The 19,113-nt window shown below is 55.5% G+C and carries 18 protein-coding genes and 1 tRNA gene; 15 read left to right on the forward strand and 4 right to left on the reverse strand.

From position 1 onward, the window contains the following. Positions 1-66: 66 nt before the first annotated feature. Positions 67-333, forward strand: a complete 267-nt coding sequence (gene sdhE, locus AFK63_RS02340) for an FAD assembly factor SdhE (RefSeq protein ID WP_038868003.1) — start codon at positions 67-69, stop codon at positions 331-333. Then, on the forward strand, positions 314-730 hold the full coding sequence (locus AFK63_RS02345; protein ID WP_038868005.1) for a protein YgfX: 417 nt from the start codon (positions 314-316) through the stop codon (positions 728-730). Before sdhE ends, AFK63_RS02345 begins: the two co-directional genes overlap by 20 nt. Before the next feature lie 31 nt (positions 731-761). Here the strand turns inward: AFK63_RS02345 and fldB are convergent, their stop codons facing one another. Beyond that, a complete protein-coding gene (gene fldB, locus AFK63_RS02350; RefSeq protein WP_038868007.1) occupies positions 762-1,283 on the reverse strand; it encodes a flavodoxin FldB in 522 nt (173 codons plus the stop codon). Positions 1,284-1,384: 101 nt separating this feature from the next. Here fldB and xerD point away from each other — a divergent pair, with 101 nt between their 5' ends. The 12 genes from xerD (at position 1,385) to AFK63_RS02410 (ending at position 13,329) form a co-directional block, all read left to right on the forward strand. Then, a complete protein-coding gene (gene xerD / locus AFK63_RS02355; protein WP_038868009.1) occupies positions 1,385-2,281 on the forward strand; it encodes a site-specific tyrosine recombinase XerD in 897 nt (298 codons plus the stop codon). A 22-nt stretch (positions 2,282-2,303) separates the two neighbouring features. After that, positions 2,304-3,023 (forward strand): bifunctional protein-disulfide isomerase/oxidoreductase DsbC, encoded by a 720-nt coding sequence (gene dsbC / locus AFK63_RS02360; RefSeq protein WP_038868012.1) that lies wholly within the window; start codon positions 2,304-2,306, stop codon positions 3,021-3,023. A 3-nt stretch (positions 3,024-3,026) separates the two neighbouring features. Beyond that, entirely contained in the window at positions 3,027-4,760 is a 1,734-nt protein-coding gene (gene recJ, locus AFK63_RS02365) for a single-stranded-DNA-specific exonuclease RecJ (RefSeq protein WP_038868014.1), read from the forward strand. A gap of 96 nt (positions 4,761-4,856) precedes the next feature. After that, positions 4,857-5,955 (forward strand): peptide chain release factor 2 gene (gene prfB, locus AFK63_RS02370; RefSeq protein WP_144420883.1). Its coding sequence is split into 2 segments (ribosomal slippage): positions 4,857-4,931 and positions 4,933-5,955, totalling 1,098 coding nucleotides; the frame shifts between segments, so codons are not numbered across the junction. Positions 5,956-5,964: 9 nt separating this feature from the next. Next, entirely contained in the window at positions 5,965-7,482 is a 1,518-nt protein-coding gene (gene lysS, locus AFK63_RS02375) for a lysine--tRNA ligase (protein ID WP_038868019.1), read from the forward strand. 195 nt (positions 7,483-7,677) lie between these two features. Further along, positions 7,678-8,376, forward strand: coding sequence for an amidase activator ActS (actS, locus tag AFK63_RS02380; protein ID WP_108695692.1), 699 nt, complete (start codon positions 7,678-7,680; stop codon positions 8,374-8,376). A 109-nt stretch (positions 8,377-8,485) separates the two neighbouring features. Further along, positions 8,486-8,559 (forward strand) — tRNA-Gly (locus AFK63_RS02385). 208 nt (positions 8,560-8,767) lie between these two features. Further along, positions 8,768-8,995, forward strand: a complete 228-nt coding sequence (locus AFK63_RS21525) for a hypothetical protein (RefSeq protein ID WP_038868023.1) — start codon at positions 8,768-8,770, stop codon at positions 8,993-8,995. Between the two features lie 530 nt (positions 8,996-9,525). Further along, positions 9,526-10,146, forward strand: coding sequence for a LysE family translocator (locus AFK63_RS02395; RefSeq protein WP_038868025.1), 621 nt, complete (start codon positions 9,526-9,528; stop codon positions 10,144-10,146). 161 nt (positions 10,147-10,307) lie between these two features. Then, the gene (locus AFK63_RS02400) at positions 10,308-10,928 is read left to right on the forward strand and encodes a helix-turn-helix domain-containing protein (RefSeq protein ID WP_038868027.1); all 621 of its coding nucleotides are present in this window, start codon (positions 10,308-10,310) and stop codon (positions 10,926-10,928) included. A 151-nt stretch (positions 10,929-11,079) separates the two neighbouring features. Continuing rightward, positions 11,080-12,261 (forward strand): acetyl-CoA C-acetyltransferase, encoded by a 1,182-nt coding sequence (locus tag AFK63_RS02405; RefSeq protein ID WP_038868029.1) that lies wholly within the window; start codon positions 11,080-11,082, stop codon positions 12,259-12,261. Between the two features lie 387 nt (positions 12,262-12,648). Next, positions 12,649-13,329, forward strand: a complete 681-nt coding sequence (locus AFK63_RS02410) for an oligogalacturonate-specific porin KdgM family protein (protein ID WP_038868032.1) — start codon at positions 12,649-12,651, stop codon at positions 13,327-13,329. Between the two features lie 261 nt (positions 13,330-13,590). Here the strand turns inward: AFK63_RS02410 and AFK63_RS02415 are convergent, their stop codons facing one another. After that, a complete protein-coding gene (locus tag AFK63_RS02415) occupies positions 13,591-14,769 on the reverse strand; it encodes an oligogalacturonate lyase family protein (protein ID WP_038868034.1) in 1,179 nt (392 codons plus the stop codon). A gap of 624 nt (positions 14,770-15,393) precedes the next feature. Between AFK63_RS02415 and kduD the strand changes: the two genes are divergently transcribed. After that, positions 15,394-16,155, forward strand: a complete 762-nt coding sequence (gene kduD / locus AFK63_RS02425) for a 2-dehydro-3-deoxy-D-gluconate 5-dehydrogenase KduD (protein WP_038868035.1) — start codon at positions 15,394-15,396, stop codon at positions 16,153-16,155. Between the two features lie 458 nt (positions 16,156-16,613). On the opposite strand, the gene AFK63_RS02430 is transcribed toward kduD, so the two are convergent. Together AFK63_RS02430 and AFK63_RS02435 are read right to left on the reverse strand one after the other, a co-directional pair. Beyond that, entirely contained in the window at positions 16,614-17,744 is a 1,131-nt protein-coding gene (locus tag AFK63_RS02430) for an oligogalacturonate lyase family protein (protein ID WP_038868037.1), read from the reverse strand. Between the two features lie 70 nt (positions 17,745-17,814). Continuing rightward, positions 17,815-19,104 carry an ABC transporter substrate-binding protein gene (locus AFK63_RS02435; RefSeq protein ID WP_038868039.1) on the reverse strand — a complete coding sequence of 430 codons (1,290 nt, stop codon included), beginning with the start codon at positions 19,102-19,104 and terminating at the stop codon, positions 17,815-17,817. Between the last annotated feature and the right edge of the window lie 9 nt (positions 19,105-19,113).

Raw genomic sequence — 19,113 nt, forward strand, 5'->3', positions numbered from 1 at the left:
GAATGATGTGTGCAAAACGGGTTACACTAACCGCCGTCATTCAATAGCGGTTAGCAGGTAAGAGACATGGATATTAACAATAAAGCCCGTATTCACTGGGCATGTCGCAGAGGTATGCGTGAGCTGGATATTTCCATCATGCCTTTCTTTGAGCACGACTATGACGCTCTGAGCGAAGAAGACAAACGCGTCTTTGTCCGCCTGCTGGAGTGTGACGACCCTGATTTATTCAACTGGCTGATGAACCACGGCAAACCTGCCGATGCGGAACTGGCGCGGATGGTGCAATTGATCCAGCAACGGAATCAGGAACGTGGTCCTGTGGCACTCTGATCTTCGCGTCTCATGGCGCTCTCAGTGGGTGTCGCTGCTGCTGCATGGCGCTGTGGCCGTTATTATTTTGTTGCTTCCTTGGCCGCTGCGGTATCTGCCCGTCTGGATGTTGCTGCTGTCGCTGGTGGTGTTTGACTGCGTTCGCAGTCAGCGACGTATCAACGCTTTTCAGGGGGAGGTCAGCCTCACGGCGGACTATCAGCTACGCTGGCAGGGCATCGACTGGGAGATTTGCGCCACGCCCTGGATGTTACGCAGCGGCATGATGATGCGCCTGCGCCATCCCAAAACGACGCGCAGCCACCATGTGTGGCTGGCATCGGACAGCATGACGCCGGCAGAGTGGCGGGATTTGCGTCGACTGTTACTGCAACAGCCGGTGCGGGGTAGCCGTTGACGCCGCCAGTGACACTCAGCACCAATGATACTCAGGAGAAGTGCGCCGCCATTTCGCCGAGGATCTGCTCGCACCAGCTTTCGATACGACTATCGCTCAGGTCGTACTGATTGGTTTCATCCAGCGCAAGACCGACAAACAGCTGACCATCCGCGATGACGGGTTTAGGACTGGTGAACTCATAGCCTTCAGTGGGCCAGTAGCCGACGAACTTTACGCCCTTCGGGCTAAGCTTGTCATGAAGCATGCCGAGCGCGTCAAGGAACCACTCGCCGTAGCCCAACTGATCGCCCATGCCATAGAGCGCCGCGATTTTTCCGTCGAGGTTTAATGCGTCCAGCTGATCCCATATGGCTTCCCAGTCTTCCTGGAGTTCGCCGAAATCCCAGGTAGGAATGCCGAGGATCAGCACATCATACTGTTCCATGAGCGTTGGCGAATCGTCTTTAAGGTTGTGCAGCGTGACCAGTTCAGGACCAATAATATCGCGGATTTTTTCAGCCGCCATTTCGGTGTAACAGGTGCTGGAACCATAAAAAAGACCAATGTTCATAGCGATAACGTCTCATTTCCTATTCTGCAGAAGCGCCAGTGTATCAGATCCCGCCTCCTGTCAGGCATAATGCAGCGACGAGGAGCGTAAGTGAGGTGGCAATGGAACAGGATTTAGCCCGTATCGAACAATTTCTCGATGCGCTCTGGCTGGAGCGCAACCTGGCCGAGAACAGCCTGAACGCGTACCGGCGGGATCTCAAAATGGTGGTCGAGTGGTTGCACCACCGCGGACTCAGTCTCCCGACCGCGCAGAGCGGCGATCTCCAGACGCTGCTGGCGGAGCGCGTTGAGGGCGGATACAAAGCGACCAGCACTGCCCGTATGCTAAGCGCCGTGCGGCGCTTGTTTCAGCATCTGTACCGTGAAAAAATTCGCGATGATGACCCCAGCGCGTTGCTGGCGTCACCCAAGCTGCCGCAGCGCCTGCCGAAGGATTTAAGTGAAGCGCAGGTGGAGCGTCTGCTGCAGGCGCCGACGGTCGATCAACCCATTGAACTGCGTGATAAAGCGATGCTGGAAGTGTTGTACGCCACCGGGCTTCGCGTCTCTGAGCTGGTCGGATTAACCATGAGCGATGTCAGCCTGCGACAGGGCGTCGTACGCGTTATCGGTAAAGGCAACAAAGAGCGGCTGGTGCCGCTTGGCGAAGAGGCCATCTACTGGCTGGAGCACTATCTCACGCATGGCCGTCCGTGGTTGCTTAACGGGCAGTCGCTGGATGTTCTCTTTCCGAGCAATCGCGCTCAGCAGATGACACGACAGACCTTCTGGCATCGTATCAAACATTATGCTCAACTGGCGGGCATCGATAGTGAAAAGCTTTCGCCGCACGTTTTACGTCATGCGTTCGCCACGCATCTGTTAAATCATGGCGCCGATTTGCGCGTGGTTCAGATGCTGCTGGGACACAGCGATCTTTCCACCACGCAAATCTACACGCATGTGGCGACGGAACGATTGCGGCAACTTCATCAACAGCACCACCCCAGAGCGTGAGTGCCGAATTTAAGGACTCGTTATGAAAAAATCTATTGCGCTGCTCTCCGTTACGCTGGCGGCATTCTCAGGCTTTGCCCAGGCGGATGATGCAGCCATCAAGCAGTCGCTGGCCAAACTGGGTGTAGCGAACGCTGAAATTCAGCCCGCCCCGCTGGCTGGCATGAAAACCGTGCTAACCGAAAGCGGTGTTATCTATGTGACCGAGGACGGCAAGCACATTATTCAGGGCCCGCTGTATGACGTCAGTGGCGGCCAGCCGGTCAACGTGACCAACCAGATGCTGATGACCAAACTCAACGCGCTCGAAAAAGAGATGATTATCTACAAAGCGCCGCAAGAGAAACATGTCATCACCGTCTTCACCGATATCACCTGCGGCTATTGCCACAAGCTGCATGAAGAGATGAAAGACTACAACGCGCTCGGCATTACGGTGCGCTACCTGGCCTTCCCGCGTCAGGGGCCGCGCAGCGAACCAGCTAAAGACATGCAGGCTATCTGGTGCGCGAAAGACCGCAACAAGGCCTTCGATAACGCGATGGGCGGCGGCAAAGTCGCGGCGGCCAGCTGCAATATCGACACTGCGAAGCATTATGAGCTCGGCGTGCAGTTTGGCGTACAGGGTACGCCTGCGATTGTGCTGAGCAACGGCGCGATGGTGCCGGGATATCAGGGGCCAAAAGAGATGAAAGCGTTCCTGGATGAGCATCAGAAACAGCTTTCGGCGAGCGGGCAGTAACGAGTGAGCAAACAGACGCAACTTCGCAGGCGTTCGCCGGATGAAGCCATTTCCTTGCCCGAAAATTTACCGCCGCTGCTGCGCAGGCTCTATGCCAGCCGCGGAGTACGCAGCGCGCAGGAACTGGAGCGCAGCGTAAAAGGCATGCTGCCCTGGCAGCAATTGTGCGGTATTGAACAGGCGGTCGCGATGCTGCACAACGCGCTGCGTGAAGGGCTGCGCATTATCGTTGTGGGCGATTTCGATGCCGACGGCGCCACCAGTACGGCGTTAAGCGTGCTGGCGCTGCGCGCGCTCGGCGGCAGCAATGTGGCGTATCTGGTGCCTAACCGGTTCGATGATGGCTACGGTCTTAGCCCGGAGGTTGTCGATCAGGCCCACGCGCGCGGCGCGCAGATGATCCTCACCGTCGATAACGGCATCTCATCGCATGCGGGCGTTGCGCGCGCGCATGAGCTGGGCATTCCGGTGCTGGTCACCGATCACCACTTACCGGGCGATACGCTCCCGGCGGCGGGCGCTATTATCAACCCGAACCTCGCGGAGTGTACCTTTCCGTCGAAATCGCTTGCGGGCGTCGGCGTCGCGTTTTATCTGATGCTGGCCCTGCGCGCGCATCTGCGAAGCGTCGGCTGGTTTACGGAAAAAGGCATTTCCGAGCCAAATCTTGCGGAGTTCCTCGACCTGGTGTCGCTTGGCACCGTAGCGGACGTGGTGCCGCTTGATGCCAATAACCGTATCCTTATCTGGCAAGGGCTGAGCCGCATCCGCGCCGGAAAATGTCGCCCGGGGATCCGCGCGCTGCTGGAGATAGCCAACCGCGAGGCGCACCGCCTGACGGCAAGCGATCTCGGCTTTGCGCTTGGCCCGCGTCTCAACGCGGCAGGGCGGCTGGATGATATGTCCGTCGGCGTGGCGCTCCTGCTGTGCGATAACATTGGCGAAGCCCGGATGCTGGCGAACGAACTCGACGCGCTGAACCAGACCCGTAAAGAGATTGAGCAGGGGATGCAGGCGGAGGCGCTGACGCTGTGTCAGCAACTGGAGCGCAGCGGCGAAGCGTTGCCGAGCGGGATCGCGATTTTCCATCCCGAATGGCATCAGGGCGTGGTCGGTATTCTCGCCTCGCGCATCAAAGAGCGTTTCCATCGTCCGGTTATCGCCTTTGCGCCAGCAGGCGACGGGCTACTGAAAGGTTCAGGCCGCTCCGTTCAGGGGCTGCATATGCGCGACGCGCTTGAGCGTCTCGACACGCTCTACCCCGGCATGATGCTAAAATTTGGCGGACATGCGATGGCGGCGGGGTTGTCGCTTGAAGAGGCTCGCTTCCCGGAGTTTCAACAGCGTTTCGCTGAGCTGGTTAACGAGTGGCTAGACCCGGCGATGCTGCAGGGCGAAATCTGGTCCGATGGCGCGCTCGCCCCGCAGGAGATGACGCTGGAAGTGGCGGAAATGCTGCGCGACGCAGGGCCGTGGGGACAGATGTTCCCGGAGCCGCTGTTTGACGGACGTTTTCGTATTCTTCAGCAGCGTCTGGTGGGCGAACGCCACCTGAAACTGATGCTGGAGCCGGTCGGCGGCGGGCCGCTGCTGGATGGCATCGCGTTTAACGTCGACACCACCTGCTGGCCCGATCCAGGCGTGCGCGAAGTGGAACTCGCCTATAAGCTTGACGTTAACGAGTTTCGCGGCAATCGCAGCCTGCAACTCATTATCGACCATCTCTGGCCTGTTTAGCGCCAGGATGAACTATAAAAGGCGGCGTAAATCCGGTAAACTTTCCGTTTTACGACCGCATTTTGCCCATCTTCATCACTAAAAGATTCTACAGCCATGTTTGAAATTAACCCGGTAAAGAACCGCATTCAGGACCTCACGGAGCGCTCAGACGTTCTTAGGGGGTATCTTTGACTACGATGCCAGGAAAGAGCGTCTTGAAGAAGTAAACGCCGAGCTGGAACAGCCGGACGTCTGGAACGAGCCCGAACGCGCGCAGGCGCTGGGTAAAGAGCGTTCTTCCCTTGAAGCTATCGTCGACACGCTGGACCAGATGTCCCAGGGCCTCGAGGACGTTGCGGGCCTGCTTGAGCTTGCCGTCGAAGCGGACGATGAAGAAACCTTCAACGAAGCGGTAGTCGAGCTGGATCAGCTTGAAGCCAAACTCGCGCAGCTTGAATTCCGCCGCATGTTCTCCGGTGAATATGACAACGCCGACTGCTATCTGGATATCCAGGCGGGCTCCGGCGGCACCGAGGCGCAGGACTGGGCCAGCATGCTGCTGCGTATGTATCTGCGCTGGGCCGAAGCGCGCGGTTTCAAAACCGAAATCATCGAAGAGTCCGAAGGCGAAGTGGCTGGCCTGAAATCCGCCACTATTAAAATCTCTGGCGATTACGCTTACGGCTGGCTGCGCACGGAAACCGGCGTACACCGTCTGGTGCGTAAGAGCCCGTTCGACTCCGGCGGTCGTCGCCACACCTCTTTCAGCTCTGCTTTCGTATACCCGGAAGTGGAAGATGATATTGATATCGAAATCAACCCGGCGGATCTGCGTATTGACGTTTATCGCGCGTCGGGCGCGGGCGGTCAGCACGTTAACCGTACGGAATCCGCAGTGCGTATTACCCACATTCCGACCGGTACGGTGACGCAGTGCCAGAATGACCGTTCTCAGCACAAGAACAAAGACCAGGCCATGAAGCAGATGAAGGCGAAGCTGTACGAGCTGGAAATGCAGAAGAAAAATGCTGAGAAGCAGGCCATGGAAGATAACAAGTCCGATATCGGCTGGGGCAGCCAGATCCGCTCCTACGTGCTGGACGATTCCCGTATCAAAGATCTGCGCACCGGCGTTGAGACCCGCAATACCCAGGCGGTGCTGGATGGCGATCTGGATAAATTCATCGAAGCAAGTCTGAAAGCAGGGTTATGAGGAACCAACATGTCTGAACAACAAGCACAAGGCGCAGAAGCGGCGGTCGATCTTAATAACGAACTGAAAACACGCCGCGAGAAGCTGGCTGCGCTTCGCGAAAACGGCGTCGCGTTTCCAAACGATTTTCGTCGCGACCATACCTCAGACCAACTGCACGCTGACTTCGATAGCAAAGAAAACGAAGAGCTGGAAGCGCTGAACATCGAGGTCTGCGTGGCAGGCCGCATGATGACCCGCCGTATTATGGGTAAAGCGTCTTTCGTGACGCTGCAGGACGTTGGCGGCCGCATTCAGCTGTATGTGGCGCGCGACGATCTGCCGGAAGGCGTTTACAACGAGCAGTTCAAAAAATGGGATCTCGGCGATATCCTGGGCGCACGCGGCAAGCTGTTTAAAACCAAAACCGGCGAGCTGTCCATTCACTGCACCGAGCTGCGTCTGCTGACCAAAGCGCTGCGCCCGCTGCCGGATAAATTCCACGGCCTGCAGGATCAGGAAGCGCGTTACCGTCAGCGTTATCTCGATCTCATCGCCAATGATGAATCCCGCAACACTTTCAAAGTGCGCTCGCAGATCCTGGCAGGCATTCGTCAGTTCATGGTTGGCCGCGGCTTTATGGAAGTCGAAACCCCGATGATGCAGGTGATCCCGGGCGGCGCGTCAGCGCGTCCGTTTGTGACGCACCACAACGCGCTGGATCTCGACATGTATCTGCGTATCGCGCCTGAACTGTACCTCAAGCGTCTGGTGGTCGGCGGCTTCGAGCGCGTGTTTGAAATCAACCGCAACTTCCGTAACGAAGGCATTTCCGTGCGCCACAACCCTGAGTTCACCATGATGGAACTCTATATGGCGTACGCGGATTACAAAGATCTGATTGAGCTGACCGAGTCGCTGTTCCGCACCCTGGCGCAGGATATTCTGGGCACCACGCAGGTGCCTTACGGCGAAGAGACGTTTGATTTCGGCAAGCCGTTTGAAAAGCTGACCATGCGCGAAGCCATCAAAAAATATCGTCCTGAAACCGACATGGCGGATCTGGATGATTTTGAGAAAGCGAAAGGCATCGCTCAGTCGATCGGCATTAAAGTCGAGAAGAGCTGGGGGCTTGGCCGTCTCGTGACCGAGATCTTCGAAGAGGTTGCCGAGGCGCACCTGATTCAGCCGACCTTTATCACTGAATATCCGGCAGAAGTTTCTCCGCTGGCGCGTCGTAATGACGTTAACCCGGAAATCACTGACCGCTTTGAATTCTTCATCGGCGGACGTGAAATCGGTAACGGCTTTAGCGAGCTGAACGACGCGGAAGATCAGGCGCAGCGCTTCCAGGATCAGGTTGCCGCGAAAGATGCGGGTGACGACGAAGCGATGTTCTATGATGAAGATTACGTCACCGCCCTTGAGCACGGCCTGCCGCCAACCGCGGGTCTCGGCATCGGGATCGACCGTATGGTGATGCTGTTTACCAACAGCCACACCATTCGCGACGTGATCCTCTTCCCGGCCATGCGTCCGGTGAAATAAGCCGTCACGCTTGCCGCAAAGCCGCGCGTTCCGCAGGGAGCGCGCGGCTTTTTCATTTCTGCCAGGCCGCCGGGTTTGGGTCAACGAAACGGAGCTGCTAAGATAAGCGCCGTCAAAAGTTATCGTCTGTCATGAGGAGCTGTTTTGAGCACGGAGTGGTCGTCCGCCTTACTGAAAAAGAAAGCGATTTGCCTTATGGTTTGCCTGTTTCTCGCCGCCTGCTCCAGCAATAAGTCAGGCGTTTCGGACGCAACCAGGGGAACTTACAGCGGCTCGACCTATACGGTTAAGCGCGGCGACACGCTTTACCGCATCTCCAGGATGACCGGCAGCAGCGTTGGCGAGCTGGCTCGCCTGAACGGCATCTCTCCTCCCTACACCATTGAAGTGGGCCAGCGTCTGAAGGTGAAAGGCGCGTCGGCGTCCGGTAAGAGTACGACTCGCACCGCCTCGCGTTCCACCCCGGCAAAAACGCTACCGAAAGTGGCTCCGCCGCCAGCCGGGCAGCGCTGCTGGCGCTGGCCGACATCAGGGAAAGTGGTGATGGGCTATTCCGACAGCGATGGCGGCAACAAAGGTATCGATATCGCCGGAAGTCGCGGACAGCCGATTTACGCTTCGGCGGCGGGAAGGGTTGTTTATGTTGGTAACCAACTGCGCGGTTACGGCAATCTCATCATGATTAAACATAATGAAGAATACATCACCGCCTACGCGCATAACGACACCATGCTGGTAAACAATGGTCAGCAGGTGAAAGCCGGACAGAAAATCGCAACGATGGGCAGTACTGGTGCGGATTCTGTGCGTTTGCACTTCCAGCTGCGCTATCGCGCGACAGCGATTGATCCGCTGCGCTATCTGCCGCCGCAGGGCAAATCACCGTCCTGTTAATACGGTTTCGCCCGCCAGTGCGCGGGCGGTTGCTTATAAATCCGTCAGTTAGCGTGCCAGGGGCTTGTCACCTGTAGCCCAGAGCCTATAATGCTTAACGCACCTCTTCGCGGGCGTAGTTCAATGGTAGAACGAGAGCTTCCCAAGCTCTATACGAGGGTTCGATTCCCTTCGCCCGCTCCAGAATTTACTTTCTTGCTTGTTCACTGCGTAATGCCCCCTGTGCCACCTTGATGCAATCACATTGCTTAACCATAAGATGGTTCAGCGCTATGACAGCGGCTTGATTACGCCTGTCATATAGATTGAGATCGGTGGGTAAAGCGAAGGCGCGGCATCAGCATAAACAGGCGGCGCATCGCCTGTTAGTCATGATGCCGGAAAACGATTAATGATTTATGGTGTCCTGGCTGTCAAAGATATTCGCACGGCTGCTGGAAGAGTGGCCGTCACTGTATTGCGTATCCTGACCATCGAAAATATTGGAACGGCTACTGGAAGAGCTGCCATCACTGTATCGCGTATCCTGGCCATCAAAGATATTGGCGCGGCTGCTCGAAGAGCTACCATCGCTATTTTTCGTATCCTGGCCGCCAAAGATATTGGCTCTGCTGCTTGAGCTCCTGCCATCGCTGTATTTTGTATCCTGCCCACCAAAAATGTTAGATCGGCTGCTGGATGTTGTTCCATCGTCGTAGCGGCAATCCTCTCCACCAAAAATGTTAGCCCTGCAGCTGTCAGCCATTGCGCTATTCAGCGAACCAGCTAACAGGAAACAACCTAAAAGCAGCGTCCTTGTGTTCATAACATATCTCTGAAAAATGATGAGTGCAGGAGCCATTCTAATGCTGAATAATTAATGGCGTCACCAGAAATCTGAACCTCCAGGACCGGGCCAGATGTCTGCGTTCTCACGTTCTGAGTTTTGCACTGCTCTGTAAAAATGGCGAACAAGTCCGTTATTTTGTTATGGCGCAGAATATTACGAAAGTAGCGTAAAACGGAAATTTCTGACCGGCTTATTCCGCTATGCGTTTACCTTTTATTTTTCAATTAAATTACATTGCCTTATTATCCCGCCGCGTAATTAAATGCCTGATTGCCGGGCCTGTTTTTCTTCTATAAGATTTTTCTTTTCGGAGGATAAACATGTCTGTCACTGATGCTCTGCTGGCGTATGTTCTTGCGGCGACGCTGTTAACCCTGACGCCAGGTCTGGATACGGCGCTCATTTTGCGTACCGCGGCGGCGGACGGCGGTAAAAAAGCCGTGCAGGCGGCGCTGGGTATCGACGCCGGCTGTTTTGTGTGGGGCGCGCTGGTGGCATTTGGTCTTGGGGCGCTGTTCGCGGTGTCAGAAATGGCGTATTCCCTCCTGAAATGGTGCGGTGCGGGTTATCTCTGCTGGCTCGGCATTCAGCTTCTGCTGCGTCCGCGCACCACCTTTGATCCCCGTGAGAGCAATAAAACGCGCGCGAGCAATAGCTTTTTACGCGGCATGCTTGGCAACGTGCTGAACCCGAAAATGGGCGTGTTTTATGTCTCTTTCCTGCCGCAGTTTATCCCGGCGGGGCATTCGCCGATGCTCTGGACTTTCCTGCTGGTCGGCATCCATGCGCTGATCGGTACAATCTGGTCGCTGACGCTGATTGTCGCCACCCGCTATGCGTCGGGTATATTAAAAAAACCGGGCGTGGTGAAGTGGATGGATCGCGTAACCGGTGGCGTTTTCCTGCTGTTTGCCGTCAAACTGGCATTAAGTAAACGCTGATATCGCCCTTAACCCGGGCGCGGCGGCAAGCGTATTTTCCAAATAAGCTCTTGCTTACGTGTTTTATCGTCGCGGCGTCTCATTCTGAAAAAATGAGGCAGCACGCGATGTGGTTTTTACTATGCTGATAGTTAACGTTATCGCTGGCGTGCGCTATTAACATGGAAACTTATCCGCTCCCCGAACGGCCTGAAGAGGCCATTACCCGCCTTATTACCGCGCTGGAAAATAGCGGCGATCCCCGCCATTTTGCAAACGGCGCGCATATTCCTTTACAACCCGATAATATCGTTGCTATCCAGCGCGGTTCGGTGTCGATGCACCGCATCATGGACAGCCTGACGATGATTGAATCGACCCGGCCGCAGTTGCTCGGTGTCACCAGTAGTCATCAGTTTAGCCAGCATTTCATGATTAAAGCGGAATCGGCCTGTAAGGCGCTCATCATTCCCCGTAACGAATTTGAAGCGGTGATCGAGGGGCAACATCTCTGGCGTGAGTTATTACAGGTAGTCTCCTGGTACTATGACGTGCTGTACTGGAAAAGCTATCACTTCATGGGGCGACAGTCCTATACGCTCATTCGCAATTGTTTAATTGAACTCGCCGCGAAAGATGAGCGGGAGCGCGAAGAAATTAACGCCTGCGATTTTATTCGCAGCAAAACTAACCTTTCCCAGAGTTATATTCTCAAAGTGTTCAGCGACTTAAGGAAAGGCGACTATGTCGATATTTCACGCGGACGTCTGAAAGCCATTAACAGGCTGCCCGAACGGTATTAATGTCTGAACCCCTTCCTGCCTCCCTTAAGGCGCCGCCCGCGGCAGGCGCGGCGCAGATTCCTTGTGATTGCCCTCACCAAATTTTAAACATTTACGAAATTATTTTATAACAAGCGGCTACTATGTCCCGGTTCACTTCCCGGAGATAACCATGAAAGATGTCGTCATTGTGGGGGCCGCGCGTACACCTATCGGCTGTTTTCAGGGCGCGCTGGCGAGCCGTTCCGCGGTGGAGCTCGGCGCGGTCGTTATCGAGGCGCTGCTGGGGCGTACAGGCATCAATCCACAGGATGTCGATGAGGTGATCCTGGGGCAAGTGCTGACGGCAGGCGCCGGGCAGAACCCGGCGCGTCAGACCGCGCTTAACAGCGGTCTCCCGTGGGCTGTATCGGCTATCACTATTAACGACGTCTGCGGCTCCGGGCTGAAGGCGCTCCATCTGGCGACACAGGCGATTCAGTGTGGCGAGGCGGATGTGGTGATCGCGGGAGGCCAGGAGAATATGAGCCGCGCGCCGCATGTGCTGACCGAGGGCCGCACCGGCGCGCCGCCGGAAAATGGCCATCTCATCGACAGCCTGGTGCATGACGGGCTGTGGGATGCGTTTAACGACTATCACATGGGCGTGACGGCGGAAAACCTGGCGCGCGAATATAACATCAGTCGCGAGCATCAGGACGCCTGGGCGCTGGCCTCGCAGCACAAAGCGCGGGCGGCCATCGACAGCGGCCGGTTTCGTGATGAGATTGTGCCGGTGGTCATTGAGCAGTGGCAGGGCGCGCCATTGGTTGTGGATACCGATGAACAGCCCCGCGCCGACACCAGCGCGGAAGGGCTCGCGCGTTTGTCTCCCGCCTTTGCACATCCCGGCAGCGTCACGGCGGGCAACGCCTCATCGATCAACGATGGCGCTGCCGCGGTGCTGATGATGAGCGCCAGTAAAGCGCAAGCGCTTGGGTTGCCGGTGCTGGCCCGTATACGCGCCTTCGCAAGCGTCGGGGTCGATCCCGCGCTGATGGGCATCGCGCCGGTATACGCCACGCGCCGCTGTCTGGAGCGTGCGGGCTGGCGGCTTGATGATATCGATCTTATCGAAGCCAATGAGGCGTTCGCGGCGCAGACCCTCTCGGTCGGCAAGCTGCTGGAGTGGGACGAGCGCAAAGTGAACGTGAACGGCGGCGCGATTGCGCTGGGACATCCGATCGGTGCGTCCGGCTGCCGTATTCTGGTCTCGCTGGTGCATGAGATGGTAAAACGTCAGGCCCGTAAAGGGCTGGCGACGTTATGTATCGGCGGTGGTCAGGGCGTGGCGCTGGCTATCGAGCGCGATTAACCGGCCGTTTCCTTTCCTTCGTTTTCCCCCTCTTTTTCGGTGCGTTTTGCCGCCTACTGGCGATAAAGCGCATTTCCTTTCGCTGCTAATAATGCTGTTGACGTTATTATATCTCCCGAATCGATTGCGTTGTTGATTATTATGGTATTTGAGGTGATTCGCAATTTATTACCTAAAAAATTCGTCGTTATAATTTCACTCAAAATAAATTGTGATTCAAAACGCCTTTTTTCGGTGTTTTGTTGGTTTTTTATTGAAGTAAATCACGCGCTTTGTTTTCGTTATTTTTGAAACAAGGTAATACGATCCGGATCACTAAAATAATATTACCTAAAAAATAAAATGCAGTTTCATAAAAACGAAACGTCATTTTATTAAGGGTACTCTATGTTTAAGAAAGCACTGGCGCTTGCTGTCCTCTGTGGGTCATCCTTCGCGGCACACGCGGTTACCGTCGATTTACGTCATGAGTATATTGATAGCGGCACTAACGCAGATCGCGTTGCCGTTTCACACCGTTTTGATAACGGGCTCGGTTTTTCCGTCGAAGCGAAATGGAAAACCGGCGGCGACGACCAGTCGCGTCCTTTTAATGAAGTGGTCGGCAATGGCCATGAAGATCAGATTAGCTGGCGCTGGAAGGCGACCGACGCCATCGCGGTTACCCCGGCCTTTACAATTGAAAGCGTTGACAGTAAAACCATTTATAAGCCTAACATTCACGTACAGTACAGCTTTGATAACGGCGTCTATATCGCCGCACGCTACCGTTATGAATATACCCGCGTGCCGGAAGGTAAAGATGATGACGATAAAGTTAACCGCGGCGATGCATGGGTTGGCTTTGCGTTGGGCGACTGGCGTACCGAGCTGAACTATGTTTACGCGCAGAGTGAAGAGGGCTTTACTCGTAATAACGGCAAAAAATATTCCAACGAATATAACGCTAAAGTGGCGTATAAAATTGATAAAAACTGGTCCCCTTATTTTGAAGTGGGCAATATCGGCGTGAAAGAAACCGATGAACGCCAGACGCGTTTACGTGTCGGCGTGGCATATAGCTTCTGATAATTTCCCCCCTCATTTTGCCCTCAACATTACGGGGGCATTCATTCTGTTTTACTGTTTCCTGATAGCTTGCTCCTGAGCACAAGCGCACCGCCCATGCAGGGGCGGTTTTTTTTTGCGTTTCGCCCAATATTATTTTCAGCAGAGTTTATCTGTAAGGTGTTCTTTATTTGTTGTGGGTTTTTAATTGCGACAAAGCGCAGCAAAAAAGCCCTCCAGGAGAGGAGGGCAAGATCAGTGATGGAAACAGGACTTTTTTTGTTATTCGACTCTCAGCATTTCACGCTGTTCGGGCAGTTTTGCAATATAGACCGCCGGCTTGCCGTCTTTATCGGTGCTGAAAAGAATAGCGTTGCCGTCCGGGGTGAAGGAGGGGTGAGGATGCGTGACCTGGCGGCTGCCTGCGAAGGTATCCCAGGAGGTGTCGTGGCGCGCGACGCGGTAGTAGGCTTTCTTCGCGACATCAAACACATACAGATAAGGATCGTTGTCGATGGTGTAGCCGCTGGTGTCCTTCACATCCACCGGCGTGCCCGAGCCGTCGCCGACCAGTAACGTGCCGTCGAAATTGCTCATCAGGTGCGAACAGGCTGGCATCGGCATGACTTCTTCATTCACGCCGCTGTCGGGAAGATAACGATAAATGGTGCGGCCCTGCTGACCTTTAAGATAAGAGACATAGACCAGCGCTGAGCCGTCCGGCACCCAGAATTCGTGGGTGCAACTTTCGCCTTCGGCGTGCGCTTTCACCTTGCGCACATTACTGCCGTCTTCATTCACCATCCACATGCGCGCATCCACCAGATCGTGCGGGCCTTCATGGCAGAACGCGACGGTATGGTCGTCGAACGGACGATAAATCGGGTGCCCCAGCCAGATTTTTTCTTCAAGAATGGTTTCGCTGGCACCGGTTCGCAGATCAACACGCACCAGACGGCAGTGCGGCCCCTTGTGGAAAAAATCGTGGAAGATTTTCCAGTCGCTCAGCGGCACATAGTCGCTTTTGGCTATTTCGATGCCGACCAGCCTGTTGCAGTCGCTGTTGGCGACCCAGGTGCCGTAGCCGACCCACGCTTCCGGCACGCGGTAAACATCGCGCTCCTCAAGGGTGGCGAGGTTAACTTCGCGCAGCACGCGATCGTTTTTCACGTAGTAGAGGAATTTGTCGTCCGGCGAGAGGAAGCCGCCAAAGGTGTTGTCTCCCGCGCCTTCGGTGAGCTGCACCGCTTCGGCCTTTTCCAGGTTAAGCAGGTAATAGTTCCAGTGTCCGTCGAACTCGCCGGCAAACAGCAGGTGGCTGCCATCGTTGAAAAAGCATTTCTGGTAGAAATAGTTGCGGTGACAGGTCACTTCCGGTGGGGTTAAACGGGTAATTTCCGCCCCGGTATCCGGATCAATGCTCACCTGATACTGAAGCTTCACCCGCATGCCTTTGGCCATACTCTGCTCCTTTTATTGCCGGCTGGCGTTCGCTGTTAACGTTTCGAAAAGTGAGTAATAAATTATCAAAACACCGTTTCAATGTGTGTGACTGCGGGCGCACTTTTACCCTGGTTTTTTCAAAAAAGCGCATTTATAGACAGTCAGCCGTATAGCAAACGAAAAATCTGACGGTAATTGGCTGCGCCTTTGTAGCCCTGGAAACGATGAGGCGCAGTAACGCATTTATTAATTAACTATTTGATTACTAATCTTTATTTGAAAATTTCTTTCAGCGGCGCGCGCAAACAAAACAAAGTAAGCGTGATCGGCTCATCAATTCTGACAATAGCCTTAATAAAAAATGAAACATTGTTTTATTTAGAATTGAAAACCTGTTTCGCTAAGTTTAAGATGAACGCATTGTTGAAAACGAAACGCTGTTTTGCTGTTTGGCAGGCAATCATTGGCCCTTCTTTCTTAACGCGTGGTCATCGTGAGATGGCGTAAAGCGACCCGTGCCGGGGCTCCTGTACGGGGCGTTTTATGGCATCGATCAGAGGTCGTTAAGAGAGGGCGTAAGCGGCAGACAGTCTTATCCCGGTCACGCCTGTTGACGCAGGCTCGATTAACAAGGAAACACACATGATTCTGGATGCATTTTCTCTTCAGGGTAAAGTCGCGATCGTTACCGGCTGCGATACCGGTCTTGGTCAGGGAATGGCGCTGGGCCTCGCGGAAGCAGGCTGCGATATTGTTGGCATTAACATTGTTGAGCCGACGGAAACCATCGAGCGCGTGACCGCGCTGGGCCGTCGTTTTCTGAGCCTGACGGCCGATCTGCGTAAAATCGACGCTATTCCTGAGCTTATCGAGCGCGCCGTGGCGGAATTCGGCCATGTCGACGTGCTGGTGAATAACGCCGGTCTGATCCGCCGTGAAGACGCGATTAACTTCAGCGAACAGGACTGGGACGATGTCATGAACCTGAACATCAAGAGCGTGTTCTTTATGTCGCAGACCGTGGCGAAGCAGTTCATTGCCCAGGGCAACGGCGGCAAAATCATTAACATCGCGTCGATGCTCTCGTTCCAGGGCGGCATTCGGGTGCCGTCTTATACCGCGTCAAAAAGCGGCGTAATGGGTATCACCCGCCTGATGGCAAACGAGTGGGCGAAGCACAATATCAATGTGAACGCTATCGCGCCAGGTTATATGGCGACCAACAACACCCAGCAGCTGCGCGCCGACGAGCAGCGCAGCGCCGAAATCCTCGACCGTATACCGGCGGGGCGTTGGGGACTGCCGAGCGACCTGATGGGGCCGGTGGTGTTTTTAGCCTCAGGCGCGTCCGATTACATTAACGGGTACACCGTCGCTGTCGACGGCGGCTGGCTGGCGCGTTAAGCGTCACCGGTTGTGAAAAAGCCTCCCGCGTGGAGGCTTTTTTGTGGGTGACCGTTTATGGTGGGTGTGCGCCGCGTACCCACCCTGGAAAATATGAAAACGGTAAGTCAGATGGTTTTGCTCCGGCTAAAAAAAATCGGCCGCGTCGTTTCGCCGCAGGCCGGTGCGAGGGCATGACAATACAGGAGGTATTGCCTTGCCCGACCCGTGACCGGAGGGAAAGAGGTGCGGCTCCCCCGAAGGGGCGATTTTCTGCCGGGAGCCGGGATTGCAGAGGGGGCGGCGGCGAGCCCCCTTTGCACGTTCGCGTGAGGGAAAAGCACATATGGAGAGGGTGTCATGGCGAACGGAACGCTTTCACCGACGCGGCATATTTCCACACCCCGGCGATTTTCCCATCAGAGAGGGCGAAAGCACGTCAACGGCGCGCCCGCCATTCGCTGAATCGCCACTCGCCATCACACCTTCGCAAGATACAGCGCCGGCATGCCTTCAACATCAGAGGTGTAAAGTACCCACTGCTCGTCCGGCGAAAACGACGGGTGCGGGTGCGTCACCTGACGGTCGCCGTCGAGCACTTTCCATGAGGTGTCATGGCGGCACAGCGCCCGCTGCGTATTGTCGTTAAGGTTGAACAGCCAGATATAAGGATCGTTAAGACTGACCGCGCCGGTTTTGTGCGGCGCGCCGTCGCCCACCACGCGCGAGCCGTCGTGGTTGCTCATCAGGTGCGAGCACGGCGGAATAGCCATTAACTGACGGTTTTCTAACGTCGTCGGGTCGGCGGCGCAGAGATAACGCTGCGCGTCGCCCGCCTGATGCGCCACGTAACAAAGCGCCGAACCGTCTGGCACCCAGAATTCATGGGTAAAACTCTCGCCCGGCCCGTGCTGGCGCACCTTGCGCATATTGCTGCCATCTTCGTTAATCAGCCACATGCGCGCGTCTATCACATCGCGCGGGCCTTCATGACAAAACGCGACCGTCGCGTCGTCGAACGGGCGGTAAATCGGGTGCCCCAGCCAGCGTTTTTCCTGCAAAATCACCTGCCGCTCGCCGGTGGTTAAATCGATACGAATCAGCCGGCACTCGGGCTGCGTAAAATAAAAATCGCGAAATTTCTGCCAGTCAGTCAGCGGCTGCCAGTCGCTTTTTTTAATCTCAATGCCGACGAGCGCGGTGCATGCGCTGTTCGCCACCCAGGTGCCGTAGGCCACCCAGGCGTCATCCACTTCGTAAACGACACGCTCTTCAAGGCTTGCCAGGTCAAGCTGGCGCAGTTCGCGCTGGTGTTTCACATACCACAGCGCGCGGTCATCGGCTGATAAAAAACCGCCGAAGGTATTATCGCCCGCGCCTTCGGTCAGTTGCGTCGCCTGCTGCGCATCGAGATCCAGCAGGTAATAATTCCAGTGCCCTTCGAAGGCGCCGCCGAAGATCAGTTTGCGCACGTCGCGGGTAAAGCATTTTTGGTAGAAATAGTTACGGTGGCAGACGATATGCGGGGGCGTCAGGCGAATCACCTCGTTTCCGGTGTCGCGGTCCCTGCGGGTCACAAAAGAGAGGGGAATGGTTTTGCTTTTAGCCATTACGCGTTCCTTATACCGGCAAAAAAATACCCTGCCCGCAGGGGCAGGGTAGCGGGTGAGAAAACCGCCCTTAGCGCATCGCGCGCTTCAGGATGCGCTCCGCCTGGCGCTGGAATTCCGCGGCGGCGTCTTCAACGGATTTTTGACCGTAGTCGATATACTGCAGCGCGGTGCCGAACTGCGACACAATCTGCGGATCGTCAAAATATGGCGAAACCGGCAGCGTCGTCGGCAGCGACTGCGCGAGCTTCAGGCCGGATACCGACGGATCTTCATCTTTGATAACACCTGCTTCGGTCAGTTGCGCCACCGCGGCTTTGCTCAGCGGCACGCCGCGCTCAAGGCCCAGCGCCGCCACGCCCTCTTTACTGTTCAGTAAAAAGTTAATCAGCAGCGCGGCTTCTTTCGGGTGTTTGGTGGATTTGCCAATGGACAGCATCTGCGCCGGTTTAAAGAACAGGCCCGCATCTTTCGCCTCCGGCAGCATCGGATAGGCGCCAAGCTCAAGTTTCGCCGGCGGCTTCAGGTTGTCGGAATATTTGGTGATGGTGGAGTTCCACATGTAGGTACCTGCCCACTCGCCCTGGATCCACGGCTTCATCTCATACATGTTGCTCTTGCCGAACGAGGCGTAGTATTTGGTGTCCGGCATCACGTGGCTGTCGATGAGCTTCTTGTACATACCGAAGAATTCGACCCACTGCTCCTTGCTGTAGGCGAATTTTTTGGTTTTTTCATCTACCGCCGGGATGTTGTATTTCTGCACCATGTAGGAATTCAGCAGCGCCAGCACATCCTGATGCTCCAGCACCACCGGGTAGTATTGCTTGCCGAGTTTCGACTCGAACGCCTTCCCGGCGGCCATCAGCTCATCCCAGGTTTTCGGGTAGGCCACGCCCGCTTTCTTCCAGGTTTCGTTGTTGAAATAGAACACGCGCGCGGTCACGGAGATCGGAATGCCGTTCAGCTTGCCGTTGACGGTGGTGGTCTTCAGCTCTTTCGGATCGAACTGGCTTAAATCAATAACGTCTTTGACCTGGTTTAAGTCGTAAAACCCGTCGCCGTTTTTCGAGAAGATTGGCAGCCAGTTCCAGTTGGTCTGCATCACATCCGGCTCGGTGCCGCCTGCAATCTGGGTGGTGAGACGGGAAAGATGGCCGTCCCAGCCGGTATATTCCGGCTTAACGCTGATTTCCGGATGCTGTTTATGAAACGCTTCCAGCGCTTTTAAGGTCACCTGGTGACGGCCATTGCCGCCCCACCATGACATACGCAATTCGACGTTTTCCGCCGAGTGCGACGGGAACGCGCAGAGAGTGAGGGTAGAGGCTAACGCTGTGCTAACGAGGGCTTTTTTCATTATAAGACT

This window comes from Cronobacter muytjensii ATCC 51329, from assembly GCF_001277195.1.
GTDB classification, from domain to species: domain Bacteria; phylum Pseudomonadota; class Gammaproteobacteria; order Enterobacterales; family Enterobacteriaceae; genus Cronobacter; species Cronobacter muytjensii.